This window comes from Eubacteriaceae bacterium ES3 (genome assembly GCA_030586155.1).
Classification (GTDB): Bacteria; Bacillota; Clostridia; order Eubacteriales; family Eubacteriaceae; genus Acetobacterium.
Genome location: CP130741.1, coordinates 2,521,197 through 2,544,060 on the forward strand (window position 1 = coordinate 2,521,197; position 22,864 = coordinate 2,544,060).

Genomic DNA, 22,864 nt, shown 5'->3' on the forward strand with positions numbered 1-22,864 from the left:
AAGGAGATACCATGTTAACTAAACGACAAAATTTAATGGAAGTTATAAAAGGCGGAAACCCTGACCGATTTGTTAATCAGTATGAAGCGCTGCATCTGGTCATGAAAACACCGATCACTAGAATTAAACCGCCAGTTGGTGGTGAAGCTTATAATGAATGGGGCGTACTGCTACGATGGCCGGAAGGACAGCTTGGCTCTTTCCCGGTTCATGATGAGGAACATATTGTCATCAAAGACATCACAAAATGGCGTGACTATGTAAAAGCACCTAATCTTGACTATCCTGATGAAGCCTGGGCAGAAGCTGCTGCAGAAGCTGCTGCGGTTGATCGCGATGAATATTTTGTCACTGTCTTTGTTGCACCCGGTCTGTTTGAACATATCCATTATTTGATGAGTATGGAAGAAGCTTTAATGGCCTACTATGAAGAACCGGAAGCGATGCATGAACTAATTGATTTCCTTGTTGATTTTGAACTTAGACTGGCAAAAGAATTTATCGAACACCTCCATCCAGATGCTGTTTTCCATCATGATGATTGGGGCAGCCAGATTAATTCCTTCATTTCTCCTGAAATGTTTGAAGAGTTCTTTGTCCCAGCTTATAAAAAGATTTATGGTTTCTATAAGGAAAACGGCGTAGAACTAATTGTTCACCACAGTGATTCTTATGCTGCCAACCTGGTCCCCTCAATGATCGAGATGGGCATTGATATCTGGCAGGGAGTCATGAATACCAATAAAATTCCCGAACTGATTAAAGAGTATGGTGGAAAGATTTCATTCATGGGTGGTATTCACTCTGGTCTGGTTGATTTCCCAGACTGGACCCCTGAAATTGTTGCAAAATATGTTGAAGAAACCTGCCGGGAAAATGGAAAACTGTATTTCATTCCTTGTCAGACTTCCGGTCTGCCGGTCGAATCCTTCCCTGGAGTTTATCAGACTCTGACCAATGAAATCGATCGAATGTCCAAAGAAATGTTCTAAACTAACTATACAGGGAGGATTATTCCTCCCTTTTTTTTTACAAGTGAGGTGAAAAATGAATAAAAAACAGATTGTCGGCATCGCTCTGGGAATCCTGGTTCTGTTAGCCAGTATTTTCTTACCTATCCCTGAAGGTTTGACTGAAATCGGATTTCGGACCATCGGACTGCTGATTTTTTTCCTGGTTTTGCTTATTTTCGAATCTCTGCCGGTTGGGATTATCTGCTTTATCAGTCTAGCCCTTTTACCGCTTTTAGGGGTGACCAAGAATTTAGCCAGTGGTTTGACAGGTTTTTCCAACACCATGCTTTTCTTTGTTATCGCCTCTTTTGGCCTGGCAGAAGCAGTAACTTCAACACCAATTGTCAGGCGAATTCTATACGCCATTATCAAGAGCTTTGGCAAGGACGTAAAAACCTGTATACTGGCCATTATGATCTCCGGAACAATCGTATCTTCTATGGTTACTGATGTGCCTACGGTGGTGGTTTTTATGGGTATCGGGAGCAGTTTTTTAAAGCTTTTTGAAAACGAGGCCGACCGAAAAAAAACTGCCCGACCCTTAATGATCGGAATCCCCATTGCGATTATGCTGGGGGGAATTATGACTCCAGCAGGCAGTGGTATCAATATCCTGACCATCGGACTGCTCCAGGAGATAGCCGGTATTCAGATTACCTTTATTCAATGGATGGTTTGTGCTATCCCGATAGTCATTATCATGGTACCTTTTTCATGGTGGCTGCTGATAAAGATTTTCCCTCCCGCAGACATTGAACATGACCGCGTTCAAACCTACCTTGAAAGCATCGCCATTACTGAAGGACTACAGACGATTGAAAAAAAGGTCCTGACCATCGGTGCCACAATGCTTTTTTTCTGGATACTGAGTTCATTTGTTTCCGGTATTGACGTATCAGTTGTCGCCCTGTTGGGCTGCTCCCTATTCTTCATGCCGGGAATCAACGTTCTAAGCTGGGAGCAATATGTAAAAGCGGTCTCCTGGACTTCCTTTATTTTAATCGGTACTGTTCTATGTATCGCCAATACACTGGTTACCAACGGTGTCAGTGAATGGTTTGTCAGTCATGTCCTGCCTGCTTCTCTGACACTAACCGTGATGCAAGGTGTCCTATTTGTCTCTATAATCGCTTTTGTGGTCATGCTGGTGGTACCTGTAGCCCCGGCCCTGATTGGGGTTTTATCCCCGGTTATTGTCAGTATTGCTCTGACCACGGGCATTAATCCGGCTCTTTTAATTATCACCCTGGGGCTTTGTGCCGGGAATTGTTATCTGTTCCCCATCGATACCATTCCCCTCATAACCTACACAGCCGGTTATTACAAAATGATGGATATGCCTAAGGCAACCATTTATATGCAATTGGCCTTCATCGTCCTTTGTACCATCTGGCTGCCAATCGGCGGGCGACTGATCGGACTGGTTTAATTCTTCTCTATAAATAAGAAATAAAAAAAAGGCTGCTGCCGACTGACCACAACGGTCACCGGCTAGCAGCCTTTTTGATGTTTAAAACTAGATTAGATCATTTTAGGTTTTTCAGAATAAGTCGTGTGAAGAATGTCATGGGCAACATGACTGTTAGGCTCTTCCAGGAATTCTTCGTAGATCCGTTTAACAGATGGGCTCTGGTGCGATTTACGATATTTTAACACCTGAGCATCTTCATTATATAAAGCTTTAGCCCGTTCTGTGCGGATATCTATATCAATTTGATCTTTAGGTGCGACAATTGGTTGTCCACCACCGTTTACACAACCACCCGGACAGGCCATCAGCTCAATAAATGACACATCGGATAATTTTCCGGCTTTTAAATCTTCCATAACGGTTTTAATATTATTTCCACCGTGAGCGACCAGAACATTAACATCCATTTCCGGTGTAACAGAAACGGTTGCCCGTTTAATGCCTTCTACGCCACGAACCATTTCATAATCGATTTCCTGGATATCTTTGTCATTCAAAATATCAGCCAGGGTTCGAACTGCGGCTTCCATAACACCACCAGTTGCGCCAAAAATAACGGCTGCACCTGTCGATTCACCATAGTATTCATCAAAACTTTCGTCTGGTAATTTCGTGAACATGATTCTGGCTTCTTTAATCATTCTTGCCAGTTCACGGGTAGTAATTGAAACATCAACATCTGCCAGGCCATCTTTCGATGCCAGTTCTTCACGCTGTACTTCATATTTTTTAGCAGTACATGGCATAACCGATACAACAAACATATCTTTAGGATCAATTCCGTTTGCTTTTGCATAGTGCGATTTTAACAGGGCTCCTGTCATATTCTGTGGCGATTTACAGCTTGACAGATGAGGAATCATTTCCGGATAATAGGTTTCGATATATTTAACCCAGCCAGGTGAACAGGAAGTGATCATCGGCAGAACGCCATTATTATTAATCCGTCCTAATAGTTCTGTTCCTTCTTCCATAATTGTCACATCAGCGCCAAAATCAGTATCGAAGACTTTATCAAATCCCAGTCTTTTGAGTGATGCCACCATTTTACCTGTTACCGCAGTTCCCATAGGCAGTCCGAATTCTTCACCCAGAGCAGCACGAACGGCTGGCGCAGTCTGAACAACAACCATTTTTGAAGGATCAGATATTGCGTCCCAGACCTGTCGGATATTTGATTTTTCGGTTAAAGCACCAACTGGACAATTGACGATACACTGTCCACAATTGATACAGCCTACCTCGGCCAGCGATTTATCGAAGACTGGTTGAACCTGTGATGTAAAACCACGGCCTACAGCTCCCAGAACTGCAACTCCCTGCACGCTGCTACATACAGCTGAACAGCGTTTACACAGGATACATTTGCTTTCATCCCGAACAATAGAGGTTGACATATTATCAATTAAATGTCCAGAACGTTCCCCTTCAAATGGGACATCAGATACGCCCAAATCTTTAGCCATGGACTGCAACTCACAGTTTTCGCTACGGACACAGGTTGTACATTCCCGGTTATGGTCAGAGAGAATCAGCTCCAAATTCACACGTCGAGCTTCTCTGACCTTTTCAGAATTAGTCAGGACCTCAATCCCATTGGCAACTGGATACACGCAGGAAGCCTGCAGAGCTCTAGCACCGGCGATTTCCACCAGACACATTCTACAAGCACCAATTTCATTGATATCCTTGAGATAACACAATGTTGGAATATCAATGTTTTTCATTCTGGCAGCTTCCAGCACAGTTGTACCTTCCGGGACAGTCATTTCCTGACCGTTAATTTTAAATGTTACTTCTTTCATCGTTTTTAAAACCCCCTCTTATGCCTTTATTACTGCGCCAAATGGACAGGCTTCAATACAGGCACCACACTTAATACAAGCCTCTGTATCGATGGTATACGGTTTTTTCTTTTCGCCGCTGATAGCAGAAACAGGACATTTTTTCGCACAGATGCCACAGCCTTTACAGGTTTCTGGCACAATGGTAAAGTCAAGCAGGTGTTTACAAACGCCAGCCGGACATTTTTTATCACGGATATGGGCTTCATATTCGTCTCTAAAGAATTTGATGGTAGAAAGTACCGGGTTAGGTGCTGTTTGTCCCAGACCGCAAAGGGCAGATGACTTGATCCCCACAGCCAGTTCTTCAAGCCGTTCAATATCGCCTTCTTCACCTTTACCATCGCAGATTCGTTCAAGAATCTCCAGCATTCTCTTGGTTCCGATACGACATGGCGGACATTTACCACATGATTCGTCCTGAGTAAAGTCTAAGAAGAAGCGGGCTACATCGACCATACAGTTGTCTTCATCCATTACGATCAGACCACCGGAACCCATCATAGAGCCAATTGCAATCAGGTTATCATAATCAATTGGTGTGTCTAAAAGATCTGCTGGAATACATCCGCCCGAAGGACCACCGGTTTGAGCCGCTTTAAACTCTTTTCCATTTGGAATTCCGCCACCGATTTCAAAAATAATCTCACGCAGGGTTGTTCCCATTGGGATTTCCAGAAGACCGGTATTATTGATCTTACCACCTAAGGCAAATACTTTGGTTCCTTTTGATTTTTCAGTACCAACTGAAGCAAACCATTCTGACCCATTTAAAATGATAGCTGGTATATTAGCATAGGTTTCAACATTGTTTAAAACGGTTGGTCGGCCAAATAAACCTTTATTAGCAGGGAATGGCGGACGTGGACGTGGTTCACCTCGTTTACCTTCAACAGAATTCATTAAAGCAGTTTCTTCACCACAAACGAAGGCACCGGCACCCAATCGAATTTCTAAATCGAAAGAGAAGTTTGAATCAAAAATATTGTTCCCCAGGATTCCGTAGTCTTTAGCCTGATCAATAGCAATTTGCAGACGATCAACGGCAATCGGATATTCCGCACGAACATAAACATAGCCTTTTTCCGCTCCTACAGCGTATCCGGCAATGGCCATCGCTTCGATTAGAGCATTAGGATCTCCTTCTAAGACAGAACGGTCCATAAATGCACCCGGGTCACCCTCGTCGGCATTACAGGCTACAAATTTAACACCGTCTTCGGAGACTGCGTCATGGGCGAACTGCCATTTTAAACCAGTTGGGAATCCACCGCCGCCACGGCCTCGGAGTCCGGAAGCTTTAATCTCATCGATTACATCTTGAGGACTCATAGAACCCAATACTTTTTCCAGAGCCATATATCCATTAAAAGCAATGTATTCATCAATATCTTCGGGGTTAATAACACCACAGTTAGCCAGGGCGATTCTTTTCTGTTTTTTGAAAAAGCCCAGTTCATTAATTGATAACGGGTGCTGTCCGTCACCTTTTTCAGAATAGATCAGTCTTTCTAAAGGACGTCCCTTAACTAGGTGTTCTTCGACCATTTCCGGAATGTCGCTGGTTTCAACCCGACTATAAAAAGTACCTTCGGGATAAACAATAACCACTGGGCCCAGCTCACATAATCCAAAACATCCTGTAATAATAATTTCAATTTCTTCCAGAATGTCATGTTTAACCAGTTCTTTTCTTAATTCCTGTGCCAATACCTGGGATCCTGACGAAGTACACCCAGTACCCCCGCAGATCAGTATCTGAGAACGTTTATATGCCATATTGCTTTTCTCCTCCTCTACTAAGCTTTCTTAGTGGGTTCAATGATTTTGCCGTCTACTACCGTCATGGTGTATTCTTCAACAACTTTTCCGTTTGTCAGGTGTTCATCTACAATACGGCTGACTTTTTCCGGTGTCATTTTTATATAAGTAACTTTTTCACCCTCAGCATTATACACTTCTACCATTGGCTCAAGACGACATGAACCAATACAACCTGTTTGAGCAACAGTTACATCTGTTAAATTTTTTTCTGCTACTTCTTCCATCAGTTTAACCATTACTGGTCGCGCTCCGGCAGCAATTCCGCAAGTTGCCATCCCAACAACCACACGATAACCCTCTTTACCTTTTCTTAAATTCATTTCATTGAATTTTTTTTCGCGAATTTCTTTTAATTCAGCTAATGACTTTGCCATTTTTTATCCCTCCATTATTTCTTCCAGGCCTTCAGCCACATTTTCCCTAATCCACTCAAGAATTTCAATCTCATTAAGGCTCACTACTTCTAGCGCAGCTCTTATTTCCCGAGTGTCAAAAACGAAAATATTTTCATTATAAATATGTTGGTATAACAGATCTGCCGCTCCAAATGACATCACCATGGTCACAATGGTATCCGCCATATTCCCCAGGGGTACACGATCAATATGATCGTAGATAAAGCTGGCTGAAACCGTAGTTCCCAAGCCTTCCCGTGACTGGATCTCAAATTCTCCTCCGCATTGTTTTGCCGCTGCTTCAAACATCGAAAGCCCCAGTCCCACCCGTCTGGTGGTTCTGCTGGTAACAAAAGGATCGGTAATAACTGCCAGCCTGTCACTGGGAATCCCTTTTCCGTTATCTTCTATTTCCATTGAAAGAAGATTTTTTTTTACGGCTTCGTTGATTGTTAATTTAATCAGGCTGGCCTGAGCTCGAACAGAATTTTGTGTGATATCCAGCAAATGAAGCGAAAGTTCTTTCATAATTAATATTTTGCCAATATATCAGCCACGTCGTTTGCAACCAGACGGCCGTAAACTTCTTCATTAATCATCATAACCGGAGCCAGACCACAAGCACCTACACAGCGAGTTGCATCCACTGAAAATTTACCGTCTTCGGTAGTATCACCAGTGTTAATCCCCAACTGGCCATTGACCTTATCCAGAATATCCTGTGAACCACGGACATAGCAGGCCGTTCCCAGGCAAACCCCAATTTTGTATTTTCCTTTTGGTTTTAAGGTGAACTGAGAGTAAAAAGTTGCTACTCCGTAGACCTCTGTTAATGGAATCTTTAGTTCATCAGCAATGGTGCTCTGAAGTTCCAGTGGTAAATAACCATACTTTTCCTGGGTTTCCTGCAGGATTCCCATCAGACATCCCGGTACATCTTTCTGCGCCGCGACGATTTCTTTCACCACATCCAAGTTTTCAACTGGTACATAATCAGCCAATTCAATAACCTCCTCAAAATTTATGCAAACCTTTACGATTGCAATTACACTTTTTGTATACTCGATTATAGCATAGCGGTCTTGCCTCTGTTATATAAATATCAGATAAATTTTTACCGGTTTTGCACAAATATTTAATAATTTGGGGGCATTTTTTATGAATTATATCAATTTTTTTTCTCATAAAGACAGACCTGATAAAAACAGAAACTTTTTTGCCCCTAGCAAACCCGGTTCCTTCTCTTTATTTTTTGTTAATTATTTGTCAATTTTACCACAAATTCTAAAATCTTTCAAATCAAAAAAATAACCAATTTTTTGCAATTAAAAAACTGCCATTTGAGTTTCAATGCACTTGAATCAATACGCAGTTTTAAGTCTATAGCTATTTTAATCAGTTGAAAGTATCGTTTCAGATTTGTCTGCTGTCATTTTCTCCCAGAAAAGAAATCAAGGTTTCCCGCTGCAGGTCAGGCAGTTCAATAAAAAACTCCCTTTCAGCGATATCCATCAGCTGGTGAGCATCTGAGGCTTTAATAAACTGATAGGGTTTAAAAAAGCGAAAACTTTTTTTCACAGTTTCAATTTCGCTGTGTCTGGAAACTTCCAGCGTCTTAATTGGTAACTCAGGCGGAACAAAGCCAAGAGATGCTACAATACTGTAAGATTTTCGATCGATATGGGCCGGTACAATAACTCCGCCAAAACCGGAAACCAAATCATAAAGTTCATCAATCCCTAAATCAGTCGCTGAAATCAACAGTTTGTCTACTTCCCCGATCACCTGATCGTTATTGTCCAAAATCAGTTGGGGCCCAAAGATAGCTTTATCATTCTTAATGTCCGGCAGGTGGCTGTAAAGCAAGTCTCCAAACTCCAGTGCATCAGAAACGTTCTTGAAATAAGCTAATACATGGGCTTCCTCTTTGGTCGTTACTTCAATCCCGGGCAACAGACAAATCCCCTGATTAAGCACTTCAATCACTTCAGCCACCGCCGGTAGATTCTTTGCTGAATTGTGATCAGTCACTGCAATATAGTCCAGTTCTTTTAGAATTGCCATATTGACAATATTATTTGGTGTCATCTCCTCCTCGCCACAAGGCGAGAGACAGGAATGAATATGAAGATCGACGGCAATCTTTTCCATTAGATGCCGGCTTTCGCCAGAACCCGACAGACCTCATAGGCATTTAATTCAGTTGTTACGATCGGCACATCCTCCAGGATAGCCCGTTCCAATGCAGAATCCTCAATTTCTGCACCTTCCGGGATTATAATACAAGCCATTTCCAATAAGGTTGCCACCGCTACAATATTGACATGGGTTTGAATAGTCACCCAGGCTGAGCTGGCTTTGGCATTCGCCATCACCCAGCTTAAAAGATCTCCGGTATAGCCTTCTTTAATTTCGCCTTCCAAACCAACTTCCGGATTCAGGCAGGTGAATTCACTCTTTTTACACAAGTCACTTACTTTCATTCTTAGCTTCTCCCTTTTCCTCATTATTCTTTCCGGTTGGTTGGGCCAACTGCAACAACTCATTGGTCAGCTGCGAAAGTTCCAGCAACCGGTCTTTCAAAACAAAGACACAATCTATTTCCCGGGCCTTGCCGATGACAATATCTTCAGCCAGGGCCCGGCAGCCCGGTGCCCCGCAGGACCCACAGTCCAACCGTGGCAGCCGTTCTTCGATCTCTTCGATCTTTTTCATTTTTTCGATGGCTTTATTGATGTCGTGATCCAAGGGTTCGGGACTGCGCGGGAGAATTCGCTCCTTAATATGCATCATCCCCGAATTATAGATTTCCTTAACATACTCCTCTGACATATGTACGATAGAAGTTTCACTTAATTGCTTAACCCGCTCTTCCATGTACATTTTTGCCACATAATTGTTTTCAACGGTTAAGCAGCCACCCACACAACCGCCGATACAGGCCAGGCCTTCGAAAAACTCAATTGACTCCAGTTTTCCACATTCAATTTCCTCCAACACATTGATAACATTTTGAATCCCATCGACATGGAGAATATTTTTATTTTTCAGGTATTTGCTCTCCCCGCCACTCAAGGCCCAGGAAAACCCTTCGGCAGTAGAATTGACAATCCCTTCATCCAGTTGGCAGTGGCCCAGTTGCTTATGGAGATCGGCAAAAATATCTTTCATGGCAATAGCTCCATCGATATGTCCATAAGAATCATATTCACTGGAAGCAGGATTATTGACCATCGTCGCCTTGGCTGCGCAGGGTGTAATAAAAAACACACCCACTTCCCCGTTTTTAAAGCCTTTCTGATCCCTCAGTCGTTTTCTCACCAGCCTTGCCGTCAGAGCCATTGGAGATTTTAAACGACAGATATTATCAGTCAGTTCAGGAAACCGAACCTGAATCAGTTTAACTACTGCCGGACAGGCCGATGATATAAGTGGTTTTGGATAACGTTTGGCATGAAACTCATATTTGAGTGCCCGTCCCACTACTTCAGCACCATAAGCGACTTCCACCACTTCGTCAAAGCCCAGAGCTTTAATCGCCGAAAGCACTTCAACAATAGAATATTTGGGTTTAAACTGTCCCAAAATCGAAGGCGCCGGAATGGCTACCTTGTATTTGAATTGGGAAATTTTTGCCAGCGGGTCAGTTTTTGCCAATTTTGCGTGGTGGGGACATACCCGAATACACTCTCCACAATCGATACACTTTGATTCAATTATAATCGCTTTTCCGTCCCGAACTCGGATGGCTCCGGTGGGACAATTCCTCAAACAGGTTGTACACCCCAAACATTTATCCGAGTCGAGGTAAACGGAATGCAAAAGCTTTTCCATTCCTCATCCTCTATTTCTTTAATCTATGTAGTTTTAAAATGCATTTCAATTCGAGTGCCCACACCTGGCTCAGATGTGATCTCGAAGGCGTCAGAATTATTACGCATATTGGGAAGCCCCATCCCGGCCCCAAATCCCATTTCCCGAGCTTCATCACCAGCCGTAGAGTAGCCTTCCTGCATAGCAAGGGAAATATCTGGAATCCCGGGACCGTTATCTTCAATAATCAAGAGCAGTTCACCCTCTAAAACCGTTAAACAAATGGTCCCGCCATCGGAATGAATGGCCAGATTCATCTCACCTTCATAGCCGGCTATCGACACTTTTCGAATTGTCTTATTATTGATCCCCAACTGTTGCAGGGTTTTTTTAATTTTTCGGGAAGCCTGGCCGGCCGATTCGAAATCGCCCCGCATTACTTCAAATTTCAATTCATAACTCATCTTTTATTAGCTCCGGAAAGGCCATGCTGATAGAGGACTCCACAGCATTCAAAAAGGATCATCCGGGTCGTCATCACCAGCATATCCATTTCCATCGCCAAAGCGATCAGGTCCTCTGACGGTCTTTTGTTTCTGACAAAAACTACGCAACGCATATTGGCCATCTCCGCTGTGTTTAAAACCTGTCTGTTAATCAGGCCAGTTAAAAGAATTGCATCATCATTGGCATAACAAAGCACGTCACTCATCAGATCGCTACCAAAACCGCAAAAAACCTCATCCTCCAGGTGATCCTCACCCGTGAGTACAACGGCATTTAATAAATCCTTAATTTCTTTGAGTTTCATAATACTCCTTTTTACCTGTTCTCAAATGAACCACTTAAGTCTAACTCCAATCTCCGGAAATGTAAAGGGTTACTTTTTTAACGACCAGGGCAAAGCCCATGGTCGTTTTGGTCGGTCCAGATTACAATTCGATCCGGTGGTATTTTCGCCCCAGAGATTCGAGGATTCTATCCTCATCACTACCGCAGGTAAACAAAATGATCTGCTTATCTTTTGATAAATCAGAAAGCAGTTTAAGAGCCTGAGTTTTTCGATTTTCATCATAGCGGACAAAGGGTTCGTCCAGGATAAAAGGCATGTCCCGGGTAATCATATTACCCATCCCATAACGAAAGGCAAAATGAACCTGATCCATGGTCCCGGCGCTGAGCTGGTCAGCTTCTTTAAAATCACCGCCAGACGGATCAACCACTTTAACCTGCATGGCTTCATCGATTTTAACTCCCTTATAGCGGCCGGTCAGGGTCTCCAACACATCACCAATCGAATCATTGAGTTCCGGTGCTGATTCCCGATGTGTTTCTTTTTGCATCCGGGCCATAACCTTAAGAGCCGCGTCGCAGGCTGCAATTTCTCTGTTATATGATGAAATTTGCGCTTCCAGGGATTCTATGGTTTCTGCTATTTCCACCGGCAGATCCACTCCTTCGGTCAGGGCTGCATTTTCACCTTCCAGCCGTGCTATTTCCTTCCCGATCATTAACAGCTCATCTGCTTTGGGATTGGTCTTATTCCAGGTATTAGAAATCCGCTGTTCTTCGCTTTCTGTCACAGATTCACGCAAACTCTCTATCTGATCTTTGTTATCCATGAAATTTTCTTTTAACTCTTTGATTTCCCGAGCAATCACGCAGTTTTCAGCATAGGCCTCAACTGAATCAACGCCGTTTAGCTCAAATTTTTTCTCCAGTTCTCTTTTTATTCCTCGACTTTGTTCAAACAGTATTTCAAAACCGGTCTGATGACGCCCCAATTGGACAGAAAGCAGTTCCTTTTCGTTGAACAATTGTTCCAGTTCCCGCTGGGCACGACTGGCTTTTTTAAAAAAGTCTTCGAATTCCTGTCCATTGGAAAAATCGTATTTTTTTAATATCTCTTCCTGATCCATGGTCAGCTGAATCTCATAACGGCTTCTGCGGATTTGAAAGGCCGAAATAATCCCAAAGATCGAACCACCTACACCAACAATCATCAGCACCGATCCGATAAGCAGGGCCGCAGTCTGATCCAAACCATCAATCGGTGTAAAACCCATCACATTAAGCCAAATCACTAAAAGGCCTAGAAAAGTTACAACGATAGAAGCTGTACTGATCAAAACATTTTTTTTCTGAATCGCATCCTCTTTGCCCGTTTTTTCCTCTCCAAAAACTTCGTAATCGGCGTGAATCATTTCCCAGTTGTTGCCTTCCAGGACCTGTTCTTTTGCTTCTACCCGCGTTCGCAATGCTTTTAACTGTTCAGTCAGGTCATCAATTTCTTTCTGGATGTATTGGATCTGATCTTCCAGGCGGTCAATCTGACCTTGGGTGGTTCTTAAATTTTCAAGGGTTTCCTGATTATAGCTTTCTTTATCTCCCAAAATCTCCAAACGTTCTGTGATTGCCAGATTTTCTTTTTCCAGTTCGGTGATTTTCTCATAAGATTTTAATAAATCGCGTTTGTTTCGGACTTCTGTTTCCTGAATCAAATAATTATTTTCTGTTTCCACTTTTTTAAGCCGCTTGGACAGTCTGGTAATTTTCTCCTGATTATCTGCCACTCTCTGATAAGCTTCCTGGGCTTCTTTTAAAGTCTCTCTGAGTTCCTCTCTCTTTCTCATCAAGAGACCGATTTTTGATTTAGACTGACCAGCACGACCGACACTTTTTTTACGATCTTCCAGATTTTTAGCAACCTTGCTGAGATTTAAATCGAAGTTTCCAGCATTTAAGAATTCCAAGTAAGAATCTCTGATTTCTTCACTTGAAGCCGGATCAAAGTCATAACCGGTCTGCTTCAGATTCACGGTCTGATTGTAAATCCCCGGTGTTATTCCCAGATTTCCCAAAGGCAAATGTTGTCTGATTACGCCATCGTATGCGAATTTTTTTGTCAGTTCGCTGCCAGTTGCATTATCAAAGATTGTCAGGCTATCCTTGCCACGCAGGAAATTTCGCTCCAGACGCAGTTCTTCACCATCTAATTCGTATACTAAGGAGCCACTGTAGTCAAACTGGGCCCAGGGCATATATTTTTCATAATCATCGCTATAGGTCTTTTTCTTTCGGTAGGGTTTGAAAAAGCCAAAGAACATCCCCTGAATAAAGGCCTGCATGGTCGTTTTACCAGCTTCATTCTCACCATAGACGATATTTAAGCCTGGTTTTAGCGACAAAGTGCGATCTTTAAATTTCCCAAAAGCTTTGATTCTAAGCGCTTTTATTTTCATTTAAGCACCCCCTCTTTAAGCATCGCTTCAATAGAGTAAAGGATGGCCCGTTTTCGCAGTTCTTCGTCCTGAATCTCCTGAAGTTCCAACAGAAAGCTTCCCACAGGATTGTCTTTATTTTCATCAATCAGCTTCTCGATATCAATATCAGTTTCTAAACTCGAAAGATCTGTTTCGACATAATAAAAGGAATCCTCCAGATCATCTTCAATCCAATCCAAATGGATTTCCGGATCAATGAGTCCGGTCAGCTTAAGCCGGTAATAATTGTTCATCCGATTATCCCGGGAGTCACAGGTTGTTGCTTTATCGAGAATATCCGAGTAGGAATCTTCGGGAGTAACTGAAATCTCCAGTGACTCATAACATCTGGAATGAATGGGATTAAAGCGGTTCTTGGTGAGAAACAGCTGCTTCTCATAATCCACTTCCACCCGCGCCGATAAGAAGCCATGGTCCCCAGTCTCCCCAAAATCTAGAGGAACCGGCGAGCCGCAATAGGCTACGCCGCCGGAAGTAATTCCCGGCTTGTGAATATGCCCGAGACAAATGGCATGAAAGCCTTTTTCTTCAATTTTTTTAAGGTTAATGGGCAGGTAAGAACTCTTTGAAGCCACTTCTCCGTGCATCAAAAGAATATTATATCGACCCTCATTGAGACGCAAACGATCAAAAGAAAGTTCAGGAAATTCCCGGTATTCGTTCTCCACCCATGAAAAACCATAAACTTCAGTATTTAATTCCTGTATATAAACAGACCGAAACCGGTCTTCATTGAAAATATAAACATTTCGGGGCCACTCCACCTTTTTATAAGGAGAATCTTCCCCATTGTAATCGTGATTTCCAGTAACAATAATCACCCAGGCCTTATCAAGACTTTTAAAACTTTCGGCCACCCGTTTAATATCCATTGTCAGCACATTGACTGAATCGAAAAGATCTCCGGCAATCAGCACCAGTTCAATCTCTTTTTCTTTTGCATAGGCAATCATATGATCAAAGGCCTTCCACAACTCTTTACGCTTGGACTTTCCATAATAATTGCCCTGCTGTAAAAAGGTAAAGGGGCGCCCGAGATGAAAATCTCCAGTATGTATAAAACTCTTAAGCATCCACTTGCCTCCAGTTTTCAAATTTACAGATTGTCACTACCGGAAATCAATTCCGTTTCCGAAATAAGTCGCTTACACATGACTTCTGTTTTATAAAGATACGCTTTATTGTACCATTATCAGGGCTAAAAATGAAGCTATATAAAGAAAAAAACACCTCGCCGGTTGCTACCGTCGAGGTGTTGAGTATTTAATTTCTTAGAAAGCAGCCTTATAAATAGCAATAATGTCTTCTTTTGAAGGGCATTTGGGATTTCCAGGAGTACAGGCATCGGCAAGAGCCAGATCAGCTAAAGTTGGGAAGTCTTCTTCTTTGACACCCAGTTCCTGCAGACCAGAAGGAATTCCAACATCTTTAGACAGCTTTTTAATGGCATCAATTGTCATAATATTGATTTCTTTTGGTTCACGACGGCTAATGTCAAGTCCCATCGCAACAGCGATATCTTTAAGTCGATCACCAACAGAATCAGCATTATACGCTACAACATGAGGAAGAAGTACTGCATTTGCCACACCATGAGGCAGGTCATAGAAACCACCCAGCTGATGAGCCATGGAGTGAACGATGCCCAAGCCCCCATTAGAGAAGCCCATACCAGTTACAAACTGACCATAAGCCATTTCATCACGGGCATCCAGATCATCTCCGTCTTCAACTGCAGCTCTAAGGCTCTTAGAAATAACTTTGATGGCTTCCAGGTTAAACAGGTCAGTAAAAGCTGAAGCACCAGCTGTTGTATAGCCTTCTACTGCATGGGTCAGGGCGTCCATACCGGTTGCTGCAGTTAAAGATTTTGGCATTTTAAGCATCAGAATCGGATCATTAACGGCAACAGTTGCAATCGAGTTAGGATCGACAATAACCATTTTTACTTTTCGTTCTTCATCGGTAATAACATAGTTAATCGTTGCTTCGCTGGCAGTTCCGGCGGTTGTATTAATCGCTACAATCGGAATTGATTTATTAGCGGTTTTACCCACACCTTCGTAATCTCTTAAATCACCCGGATTAGTGGCCAGAATTGCAACCCCTTTACCGGTATCCTGAGGAGACCCGCCACCAATACTGATAACAAAGTCACATTCATTATCCTGCAGCGCCTGGTATCCATCATTTACATTTTTAACAGTAGGATTTGGTTTAACATCAGAGAAGATAGCATAGGCAATTTTCGCTTCATCCAAAACCTTAGTCACTTCTTCAACGACTCCAGCTTCCATTAAAACTTTGTCTGTCACAATTAATGCTTTTTTGACATTCATTTTCATAATTTCGGGAACAATCAGTTCTACAGCTCCCGGTCCCATGATAACAATCGGTGGGAAATAATATGTTCTACCCATTAAAATAACCTCCAGAATTTGTTATGATTTTATTCGTTTACACGATTATATGCCAAACATTTAGCAGATAGAATGGAAATTTTTTATGGTTTGGGATACATTATTGAATTAATTTACACAGAAACCGTAATTTATTACCCTCTCAAAATAATTATTGGTAGTCATCTCTTTCTTTGACAGAAATTTAAGATTTGACGGTTATAATTAAAATGATTGACTGAAAACGCAATCAGAAGCTGGTCTTAATTGAATTGTAATGTGAAAGAGGTAAGCATGAAAAAAATATCAATTATCGGCTCCACTGGATCTATCGGTACTCAGTCTCTGACAGTTGCCGCCGAATATCCAGAGGAAATAAAAGTTATTGGCTTGTCCACCAATAAAAATATCGATTTGCTGGAAGAGCAGATTAATACCTTTCACCCAAAAGTTGTTTGTGTCATGGATCCAGATGCGGCTTTAACCCTAAAAAAACGACTTTCCCATAAAAATGTTGAAGTTTTAAGCGGTATTGACGGTCTGATAGCCGTTTCCACCCTGCCAGGCTGTGACCTGTTATTAACTGCAGTGTCTGGTATGATTGGTTTAAAACCTACTCTGGCGGCAATTAGTGAAGGTATTGATATAGCCCTGGCCAACAAGGAAACCCTGGTTGCTGCCGGTAAACTGGTGATGAAAGCCGCTGCTGACAAAGATGTCTCGATTTTACCTGTCGACAGCGAGCATTCGGCCATTTTTCAATGTCTGCGGGGAAATCCGAAGGAAGCCATAAAACGAATCATTATCACTGCATCCGGCGGCCCATTCCGTAATAAAAATGCCGATGAATTAAAAAGCGTCACCCTGGAGCAGGCCCTTAAGCATCCCAATTGGGCTATGGGTCAAAAAATCACAATTGACTCAGCCTCACTGATGAATAAAGGTCTGGAAGTCATCGAAGCAAAGTGGCTGTTTGATCTGGAACTCCCCCAGATTGATGTGATCGTTCATCCCCAGAGCATTATTCACTCAATGGTGGAATTTGTCGACCACTCCACAATCGCTCAGATGGGAATGCCTGATATGGCACTGCCTATTCAATACGCTTTCTTCTATCCCGATCGAGTTTCCAACAACCGGACTCCTCTGGATTTTAAAAAAGCGTCAACTCTGACTTTTGAAGATCCCGATATAAAACGCTTCCCCTGCTTGGGCCTGGCCTTTGATGCCTTAAAGCTGGGCGGCTCCTCTAGCTGCGTCTTAAACGCCGCCAACGAAATAGCCGTTGAGCGATTCCTAAACCGTCAAATCGGTTTTTTGGATATTCCGCGCATAAACGAAGCCGTCATGGATGCTCACCAGCTGATTGCCGACCCCGGTCTTTCCGATATCCTGGAATCTGATGCCTGGGCCCGTGATGTAGCCCGACATCTGTAAAAAGAAAAACAGTCGATGATTTTATCGACTGTTTTTTGCTTATAAAAATGAAATCTGATTAGACTGGGGCAGCTGGTTCAAGCATCCCTGTTTTGTTAAAGTTTCGATATTGGATTTACTGATCTTTGTCCGATTCTGCAAGTCTTCACAGGACATGTAGGGCCTTATCTGGGCTTCTTCAAAAATTCGGCTGGCAGCCTTGTCACCAATTCCTTCCAATGCGTTTAAAGGCGGTAAAAGGCTGTTGTCAACAATTCTAAACTCTGAGAAATGGGAAGCATATACATCCACATTTTTGAAGGAGAAGCCCCGACACATCATTTCATGGGCCAGTTCCAGTGAAGTCAGTAGGCCCTTTTCTTTATTTGAGGCCTTATTTCCCAGGGCTTTTATTTCTTTCATTCTGGCTACAACAGCTGCCTTTCCTTGGGCAATCACACCCGCATCAAATTCCGTTGCCCTGACTGTAAAATAAGTAGCATAATAAGCCAGCGGATAATAAACCTTATACCAGGCAATTCTAAAGGCCATGGTAACATAAGCAGCCGCATGGGCTTTCGGGAACATATATTTAATTTTTTTACAGGAATCGATATACCACTCCGGCACCTTGTTTTCCCGCATGGCATCTTCCCATTCAGGTTTCAGGCCCTTACCTTTTCGCACTGCTTCCATGATTGTAAATGACTGCTTGGCTTCCAGGCCCATGTATATTAAAAACAGCATAATATCATCACGGGTACAGATGGCTTCCTTAATGGTCGCTTTTTTATCACGGATCAGATCCTGGGCGTTATTAAGCCAAACATCAGTTCCATGAGAAAGACCAGAAATTCGGATTAAATCAGAAAATGCTGTTGGTTTTGTATCCAAAAGCATCTCTCGAACAAACGAGGTTCCAAATTCTGGAATCCCGCAAACCCCAAGCGGCGATTCAAAATCGTTATCCGTAAAATTCAAGGCCTTTGTTGAAGTAAAAAGACTCATGGTTTTCTCATCATCGAGAGGAATCTTAACCGGATCAACACCTGTAAAGTCCTTAAGCATCCGCAGCATGGTAGGATCATCATGGCCCAGAATATCCAGTTTTAAAAGCCGGCCACTAATCGATTCATAGGCAAAATGGGTGGTGATGGTGTCACTGTCGGGATCGTCAGCTGGCCTTTGGACCGGACAGAAATCATAAATATCCTTATATGAAGGAACAACCATAATTCCCCCGGGATGCTGACCGGTGGTTTTTTTAACTCCGGCGCAGCAGCCGACAACCCGATCAATTTCTGCTCTGGTGACCTTTTTTTCTTCCTCATCATAATAATTTTTAACAAAACCAAAGGCCGTTTTATCAGCGATAGTCGAAATTGTCCCGGCCCGGAATACTTTTCCCTTGCCGAACAGCACTTCGGTATAACGATGGGCTTCAGCCTGATTTTCGCCAGAGAAGTTCAGATCGATATCAGGCTCCTTGTCACCTTCAAAACCAAGGAAAGTTTCAAAGGGAATATCAAAGCCGTCTTTAATCATTGCTGCACCGCATTTCGGACAATTCGCATCAGCCAGGTCAGGACCGACGCCCACATCATTGGATTCAAAAAATTCCGAGTGCTGACAGTCCGGGCACCGATAATGGGGTGCCAAGGGGTTAACCTCGGTAATTCCACAGAGTGTCGCTACAAAAGATGACCCAACCGATCCTCGCGATCCAACCAGATAGCCATCCTCCATGGAATGAGCTACCAGTTTCTGGGCAATCAGATACAATACCGAATAACCGTTTCCGATGATCGAATCCAGTTCCCGGTTCATCCTTTTTTCCACATTATCAGGAAGCGGATCGCCAAACATCTGGTGAGCACGGTCCACCACCATATTTCTGATTTCATCATCCGAACCTTCCATTACCGGTGTAAAGGTTCCATCAGGAATAGGCAGGACGTCTTCCATCATCTCCCCGATTTTTCGGGTATTATCAATTACCACTTCTTTAGCTGTTTCCGGATCGAGATAAGAAAACTCATCGAGCATTTCCTGAGTCGTCCGGTAATAAAGCGGGGGCTGGCTTTTAGCATCTTTATAGCCCTGACCGGTAAATAAAATTTCCCGATACAGGCTGTCTTCCAGGCTGACAAAATGGACATCGCCGGTGGCAACTACCAGTTTATTCATCTCTTTTCCCAGTTCAATGATCTCGCGGTTGATTCTTTTTAAGCCTTCCTGATCAGGTACACTATTGTTTTCAATCAGAAACTGATTGTTTCCCAGCGGCTGAATTTCCAGATAATCATAAAAAGAAGCTATCCTGACAATCTCCTGTCTGGGTTTATTGCTGATAAAAGCTTTATAGAGTTCTCCCGCTTCACAAGCCGATCCGATTAACAGATTCGCTCTGTTTTCCACCAGTAAGGAACGGGGAATTCGCGGCTTTTTGTGAAAATAATTCAGGTGGGATTCCGAAACAATTTTATAAAGGTCTTTGATTCCCTGCTGATTTTTAGCATAGATAATGACATGGTAAGGGTAGTTGATCTTAATGTTTCGATCCCGCTGTGATAAAGACGACAGATCCTGTATCGTTTCACAGCCCTTTTTCTCTGCCAGTTCCAGGAGCTTTAAAAATACCCGTGCGGAAGCCATGGCATCATCCAGGGCCCGGTGGTGATTATTTAGTTCAATCTTGAAAAACGAGGTCAATTTTTTAAGGTTATGTCTGGCAATTTGGGTCAGCAAACAACGGGCCATAGCCAACGTATCAATCCAAGTATTCTCGCGCCTGATATCATGCACTTCCATGGCTTTTTCGATAAAGCTCATATCAAAAGCTGCATTATGGGCAACCAGAACAGCCTCCCCGATAAAATCGAAAAATTCATTTATCGCCTGAACTTCTTCCATTCCACCTTCAGCCATCTGACTGGTAATGCCTGTTAACTCAGTAATCTCCGGCGGTATCTCACAATGGGGGTTAACAAGGGTATTAAACTGATCAACAATCTGGCCGTTTCTGATTCTAACCGCTGCTATCTCGATAATCCGATGATTGCCGGGGATGAAACCCGTTGTTTCCAGATCAAAGAAAACAAACTCACCGGAAAAATCCTGGTTTTGGGGGCCAACTATCAACTCCATCTGGTCGTCAACCAGGTAGCCTTCAACCCCATAGAGAACTTTAATCTTATTTTTTCGACCCAGAGACATCATTTCCGGATAGGCCTGAAGGACACCATGATCGGTGATCCCAATCATATCATGACCATAGTTTACTGCCTGCTCCATTATATTTTCCACTTTGCTGACTGCATCCATGGCACTGAACTGACTGTGCATATGGAGCTCAACTCGTTTCACTGGTGCATCATCACGCTTTTTAGTTTTTGATGAAAGGACTATATTTCGCGGAAAAAGCATAAGTTCTGAAGCAAACTCGTCATATTTAAGCCTGCCTTCGACCGTTAAAACCATGCCCTTTTTAATATGCTGACAAAGATCCTCCGACTCGGTAAATATTTTGGCGGTAATCGATCCGGTATTATCGGTAATATTAAAGCTTAATAATGTTTTTCCGCTTTTTAATTCCCGGATATCGACCCCAAAAACCGTTCCGGTTACAACAATGTTTTCACCTTCTGATTCGCCGCCTAAAGAGAAATCGACATCTTTTAAAAATGTCGGCAGATTCCTGACCACTTTTCCGAGGATCACATCTCCAGGTTTTTCAGCTCTGATTGGTTCTGAATTTTTCCCCGACTTTTTACCGCTCTTGGCTGGTGCTGGTGCCGAGACCGCATCCGGATTAATTGCTGACAGTTTTTTATTAAGATCTTCACGGCTTTTCTCCCGAACTGCCTGATGATCCATGAACTGGATTTGCAACTGAGCATTAAGACCATAATCTTCCAGAATAATACGTCTGAAACGGCCTTTGAAAATTTCCCAGGTTTCAGTGTCTATCTCATCGGTGGACCGGGCTTTTAAGTAGAAAGTATCTCCTTCTGCTGACAGGGTATTAACAAGGATAACGGAAGCAATTTTTAAATTTATACCCGACAGCTTTTCGCTGATACTTGCCTTCTCATCTTTAATCAGCTCCTGAGCCGATTCATAAATTTTATGATTAATTTCTATTTTCAGACTACTGGCATAATCAAAAACATCAATCAGCTGGCTTTTAACCGCCTCCATATCCACTTCTTTTTTGAGCGTCTGAAATTTAAAAATCAATTCCCCCTGTGTGGAATTGATTTTTATATGCTCAGCCTGAAGTTCGTGGGTTTGTATAATTTTTTGATAATGCGCCTGCTTTTTTTGTATACTCAAAACATGCCTCACATTTTATTTATTTCTTCAAGTAATGCTGTGATAATCTGATTTTCTGCGACGGTTTTTAAAATTTGTCCCTTTTTAAAAAGCACCGCTTTATTTTTACCACCGGCAATTCCAATATCTGCTTCTTTGGCTTCACCAGGTCCGTTGACAATGCATCCCATGACCGCTACCGTCAGCTTTTTGTCAATTTTCTGCAGCGCACAATCGACCTCCCCGGCAATCCCAATCAGATCAATTTCTGTTCGTCCGCAAGTTGGACAGGCAATCAGGGAAACACCAGCCTTTTGCCCCTGATAAAGACCAATCGCCGAAAGAATATCACGGCCTACAGCGATTTCTGTCACCGGATCGCCGGTAACCGATACGCGAAGGGTATCACCAATTCCGTCGAGCAACAGATTACCCAGTCCAATCGCTGATTTAACTGCTGATGTCCGCAGGAGACCGGCTTCAGTAATCCCCAAATGCAGGGGATAATCATATTCTTTCGAAAAAGCGCGATAGGAATCGATGGAAAGCCGGACATCCGAAGCTTTTAATGACACCACAATATCCGAGAAATTCAGTTCCTCTAGAATTTCAATATGGCGTCTTGCCGATTCAACCATTAGGCCTGGCGTAGGATGGCCGCCACTTTCCTCTAACAATTCTTTATCTAAAGATCCGGCATTAACCCCAATCCGGATGGGGATGCCCCTGTCTTTCGCCATTGCCACGATTTCTCTGACCTTATTTTTGTCACCGATATTGCCGGGATTGATCCGAAGCTTATCAATACCCTGAGCCATCGACAAAAGCGCCAGCTGATGATCAAAATGAATATCGGCAACCAGTGGAATATTAATATTTTTTTTTATTTGACCAATCGCCAGAGCTGCCGTCTCATCAGGTACAGCTAAACGCACCAGGTCACAGCCAGCCTCTTCCAGTCGGTGAATCTGGTCAACTGTTTTTTTTACATCCCGGGTATCGGTATTGGTCATCGACTGAATGGAGATTGGATGTTCACCGCCAATGTATCGATTACCAATTTTAACCGGTCTGGTCTTTCTTCTCATAGC

At 42.9% G+C, this 22,864-nt stretch carries 18 protein-coding genes; 3 read left to right on the forward strand and 15 right to left on the reverse strand.

Annotated features, from left to right (window positions below):
• Nucleotides 1-11 precede the first annotated feature (11 nt).
• Complete coding sequence (locus tag Q5O24_11560; GenBank protein WKY46991.1) at nt 12-992, forward strand: uroporphyrinogen decarboxylase family protein; 981 nt, start codon at nt 12-14, stop codon at nt 990-992.
• A 55-nt stretch (nt 993-1,047) separates the two neighbouring features.
• Nucleotides 1,048-2,442, forward strand: a complete 1,395-nt coding sequence (locus Q5O24_11565) for an SLC13 family permease (protein ID WKY46992.1) — start codon at nt 1,048-1,050, stop codon at nt 2,440-2,442.
• 92 nt (nt 2,443-2,534) lie between these two features.
• Here the strand turns inward: Q5O24_11565 and Q5O24_11570 are convergent, their stop codons facing one another.
• The 13 genes from Q5O24_11570 to Q5O24_11630 all read right to left on the reverse strand — a co-directional run bounded on the left by Q5O24_11570 (nt 2,535) and on the right by Q5O24_11630 (nt 16,064).
• A complete protein-coding gene (locus Q5O24_11570) occupies nt 2,535-4,289 on the reverse strand; it encodes an NADH-dependent [FeFe] hydrogenase, group A6 (protein ID WKY46993.1) in 1,755 nt (584 codons plus the stop codon).
• 18 nt (nt 4,290-4,307) lie between these two features.
• Nucleotides 4,308-6,107: an NADH-quinone oxidoreductase subunit NuoF gene (locus Q5O24_11575; protein ID WKY46994.1), complete on the reverse strand. Its 1,800-nt coding sequence runs from the start codon at nt 6,105-6,107 to the stop codon at nt 4,308-4,310.
• Nucleotides 6,108-6,127: 20 nt separating this feature from the next.
• Entirely contained in the window at nt 6,128-6,526 is a 399-nt protein-coding gene (locus Q5O24_11580) for a (2Fe-2S) ferredoxin domain-containing protein (protein ID WKY46995.1), read from the reverse strand.
• Nucleotides 6,527-6,529: 3 nt separating this feature from the next.
• Complete coding sequence (locus tag Q5O24_11585; GenBank protein ID WKY46996.1) at nt 6,530-7,075, reverse strand: ATP-binding protein; 546 nt, start codon at nt 7,073-7,075, stop codon at nt 6,530-6,532.
• A 2-nt stretch (nt 7,076-7,077) separates the two neighbouring features.
• Nucleotides 7,078-7,548, reverse strand: a complete 471-nt coding sequence (gene nuoE / locus Q5O24_11590) for an NADH-quinone oxidoreductase subunit NuoE (protein WKY46997.1) — start codon at nt 7,546-7,548, stop codon at nt 7,078-7,080.
• Between the two features lie 412 nt (nt 7,549-7,960).
• Nucleotides 7,961-8,698, reverse strand: a complete 738-nt coding sequence (locus tag Q5O24_11595; protein ID WKY46998.1) for a PHP domain-containing protein — start codon at nt 8,696-8,698, stop codon at nt 7,961-7,963.
• Nucleotides 8,698-9,030 carry an AraC family transcriptional regulator gene (locus Q5O24_11600; protein WKY46999.1) on the reverse strand — a complete coding sequence of 111 codons (333 nt, stop codon included), beginning with the start codon at nt 9,028-9,030 and terminating at the stop codon, nt 8,698-8,700. The genes Q5O24_11595 and Q5O24_11600 overlap by 1 nt, the downstream gene beginning before the upstream one ends.
• Nucleotides 9,017-10,381: a [Fe-Fe] hydrogenase large subunit C-terminal domain-containing protein gene (locus Q5O24_11605; GenBank protein ID WKY47000.1), complete on the reverse strand. Its 1,365-nt coding sequence runs from the start codon at nt 10,379-10,381 to the stop codon at nt 9,017-9,019. Before Q5O24_11605 ends, Q5O24_11600 begins: the two co-directional genes overlap by 14 nt.
• Before the next feature lie 23 nt (nt 10,382-10,404).
• Entirely contained in the window at nt 10,405-10,824 is a 420-nt protein-coding gene (locus Q5O24_11610) for an ATP-binding protein (GenBank protein WKY47001.1), read from the reverse strand.
• The gene (locus Q5O24_11615) at nt 10,821-11,171 is read right to left on the reverse strand and encodes a hypothetical protein (protein WKY47002.1); all 351 of its coding nucleotides are present in this window, start codon (nt 11,169-11,171) and stop codon (nt 10,821-10,823) included. Before Q5O24_11615 ends, Q5O24_11610 begins: the two co-directional genes overlap by 4 nt.
• A gap of 121 nt (nt 11,172-11,292) precedes the next feature.
• On the reverse strand, nt 11,293-13,602 hold the full coding sequence (locus Q5O24_11620) for an AAA family ATPase (protein WKY47003.1): 2,310 nt from the start codon (nt 13,600-13,602) through the stop codon (nt 11,293-11,295).
• On the reverse strand, nt 13,599-14,717 hold the full coding sequence (locus tag Q5O24_11625; GenBank protein WKY47004.1) for a DNA repair exonuclease: 1,119 nt from the start codon (nt 14,715-14,717) through the stop codon (nt 13,599-13,601). The genes Q5O24_11620 and Q5O24_11625 overlap by 4 nt, the downstream gene beginning before the upstream one ends.
• 198 nt (nt 14,718-14,915) lie before the next feature.
• Nucleotides 14,916-16,064, reverse strand: a complete 1,149-nt coding sequence (locus Q5O24_11630) for an iron-containing alcohol dehydrogenase (GenBank protein ID WKY47005.1) — start codon at nt 16,062-16,064, stop codon at nt 14,916-14,918.
• A 273-nt stretch (nt 16,065-16,337) separates the two neighbouring features.
• On the opposite strand from Q5O24_11630, the gene Q5O24_11635 reads away from it, so the two are divergent.
• Nucleotides 16,338-17,480 (forward strand): 1-deoxy-D-xylulose-5-phosphate reductoisomerase, encoded by a 1,143-nt coding sequence (locus Q5O24_11635; GenBank protein WKY47006.1) that lies wholly within the window; start codon nt 16,338-16,340, stop codon nt 17,478-17,480.
• 39 nt (nt 17,481-17,519) lie between these two features.
• On the opposite strand, the gene Q5O24_11640 is transcribed toward Q5O24_11635, so the two are convergent.
• Entirely contained in the window at nt 17,520-21,794 is a 4,275-nt protein-coding gene (locus Q5O24_11640) for a PolC-type DNA polymerase III (GenBank protein ID WKY47007.1), read from the reverse strand.
• A gap of 8 nt (nt 21,795-21,802) precedes the next feature.
• Nucleotides 21,803-22,861: a flavodoxin-dependent (E)-4-hydroxy-3-methylbut-2-enyl-diphosphate synthase gene (ispG, locus tag Q5O24_11645; protein WKY47008.1), complete on the reverse strand. Its 1,059-nt coding sequence runs from the start codon at nt 22,859-22,861 to the stop codon at nt 21,803-21,805.
• Nucleotides 22,862-22,864: the final 3 nt, after the last annotated feature.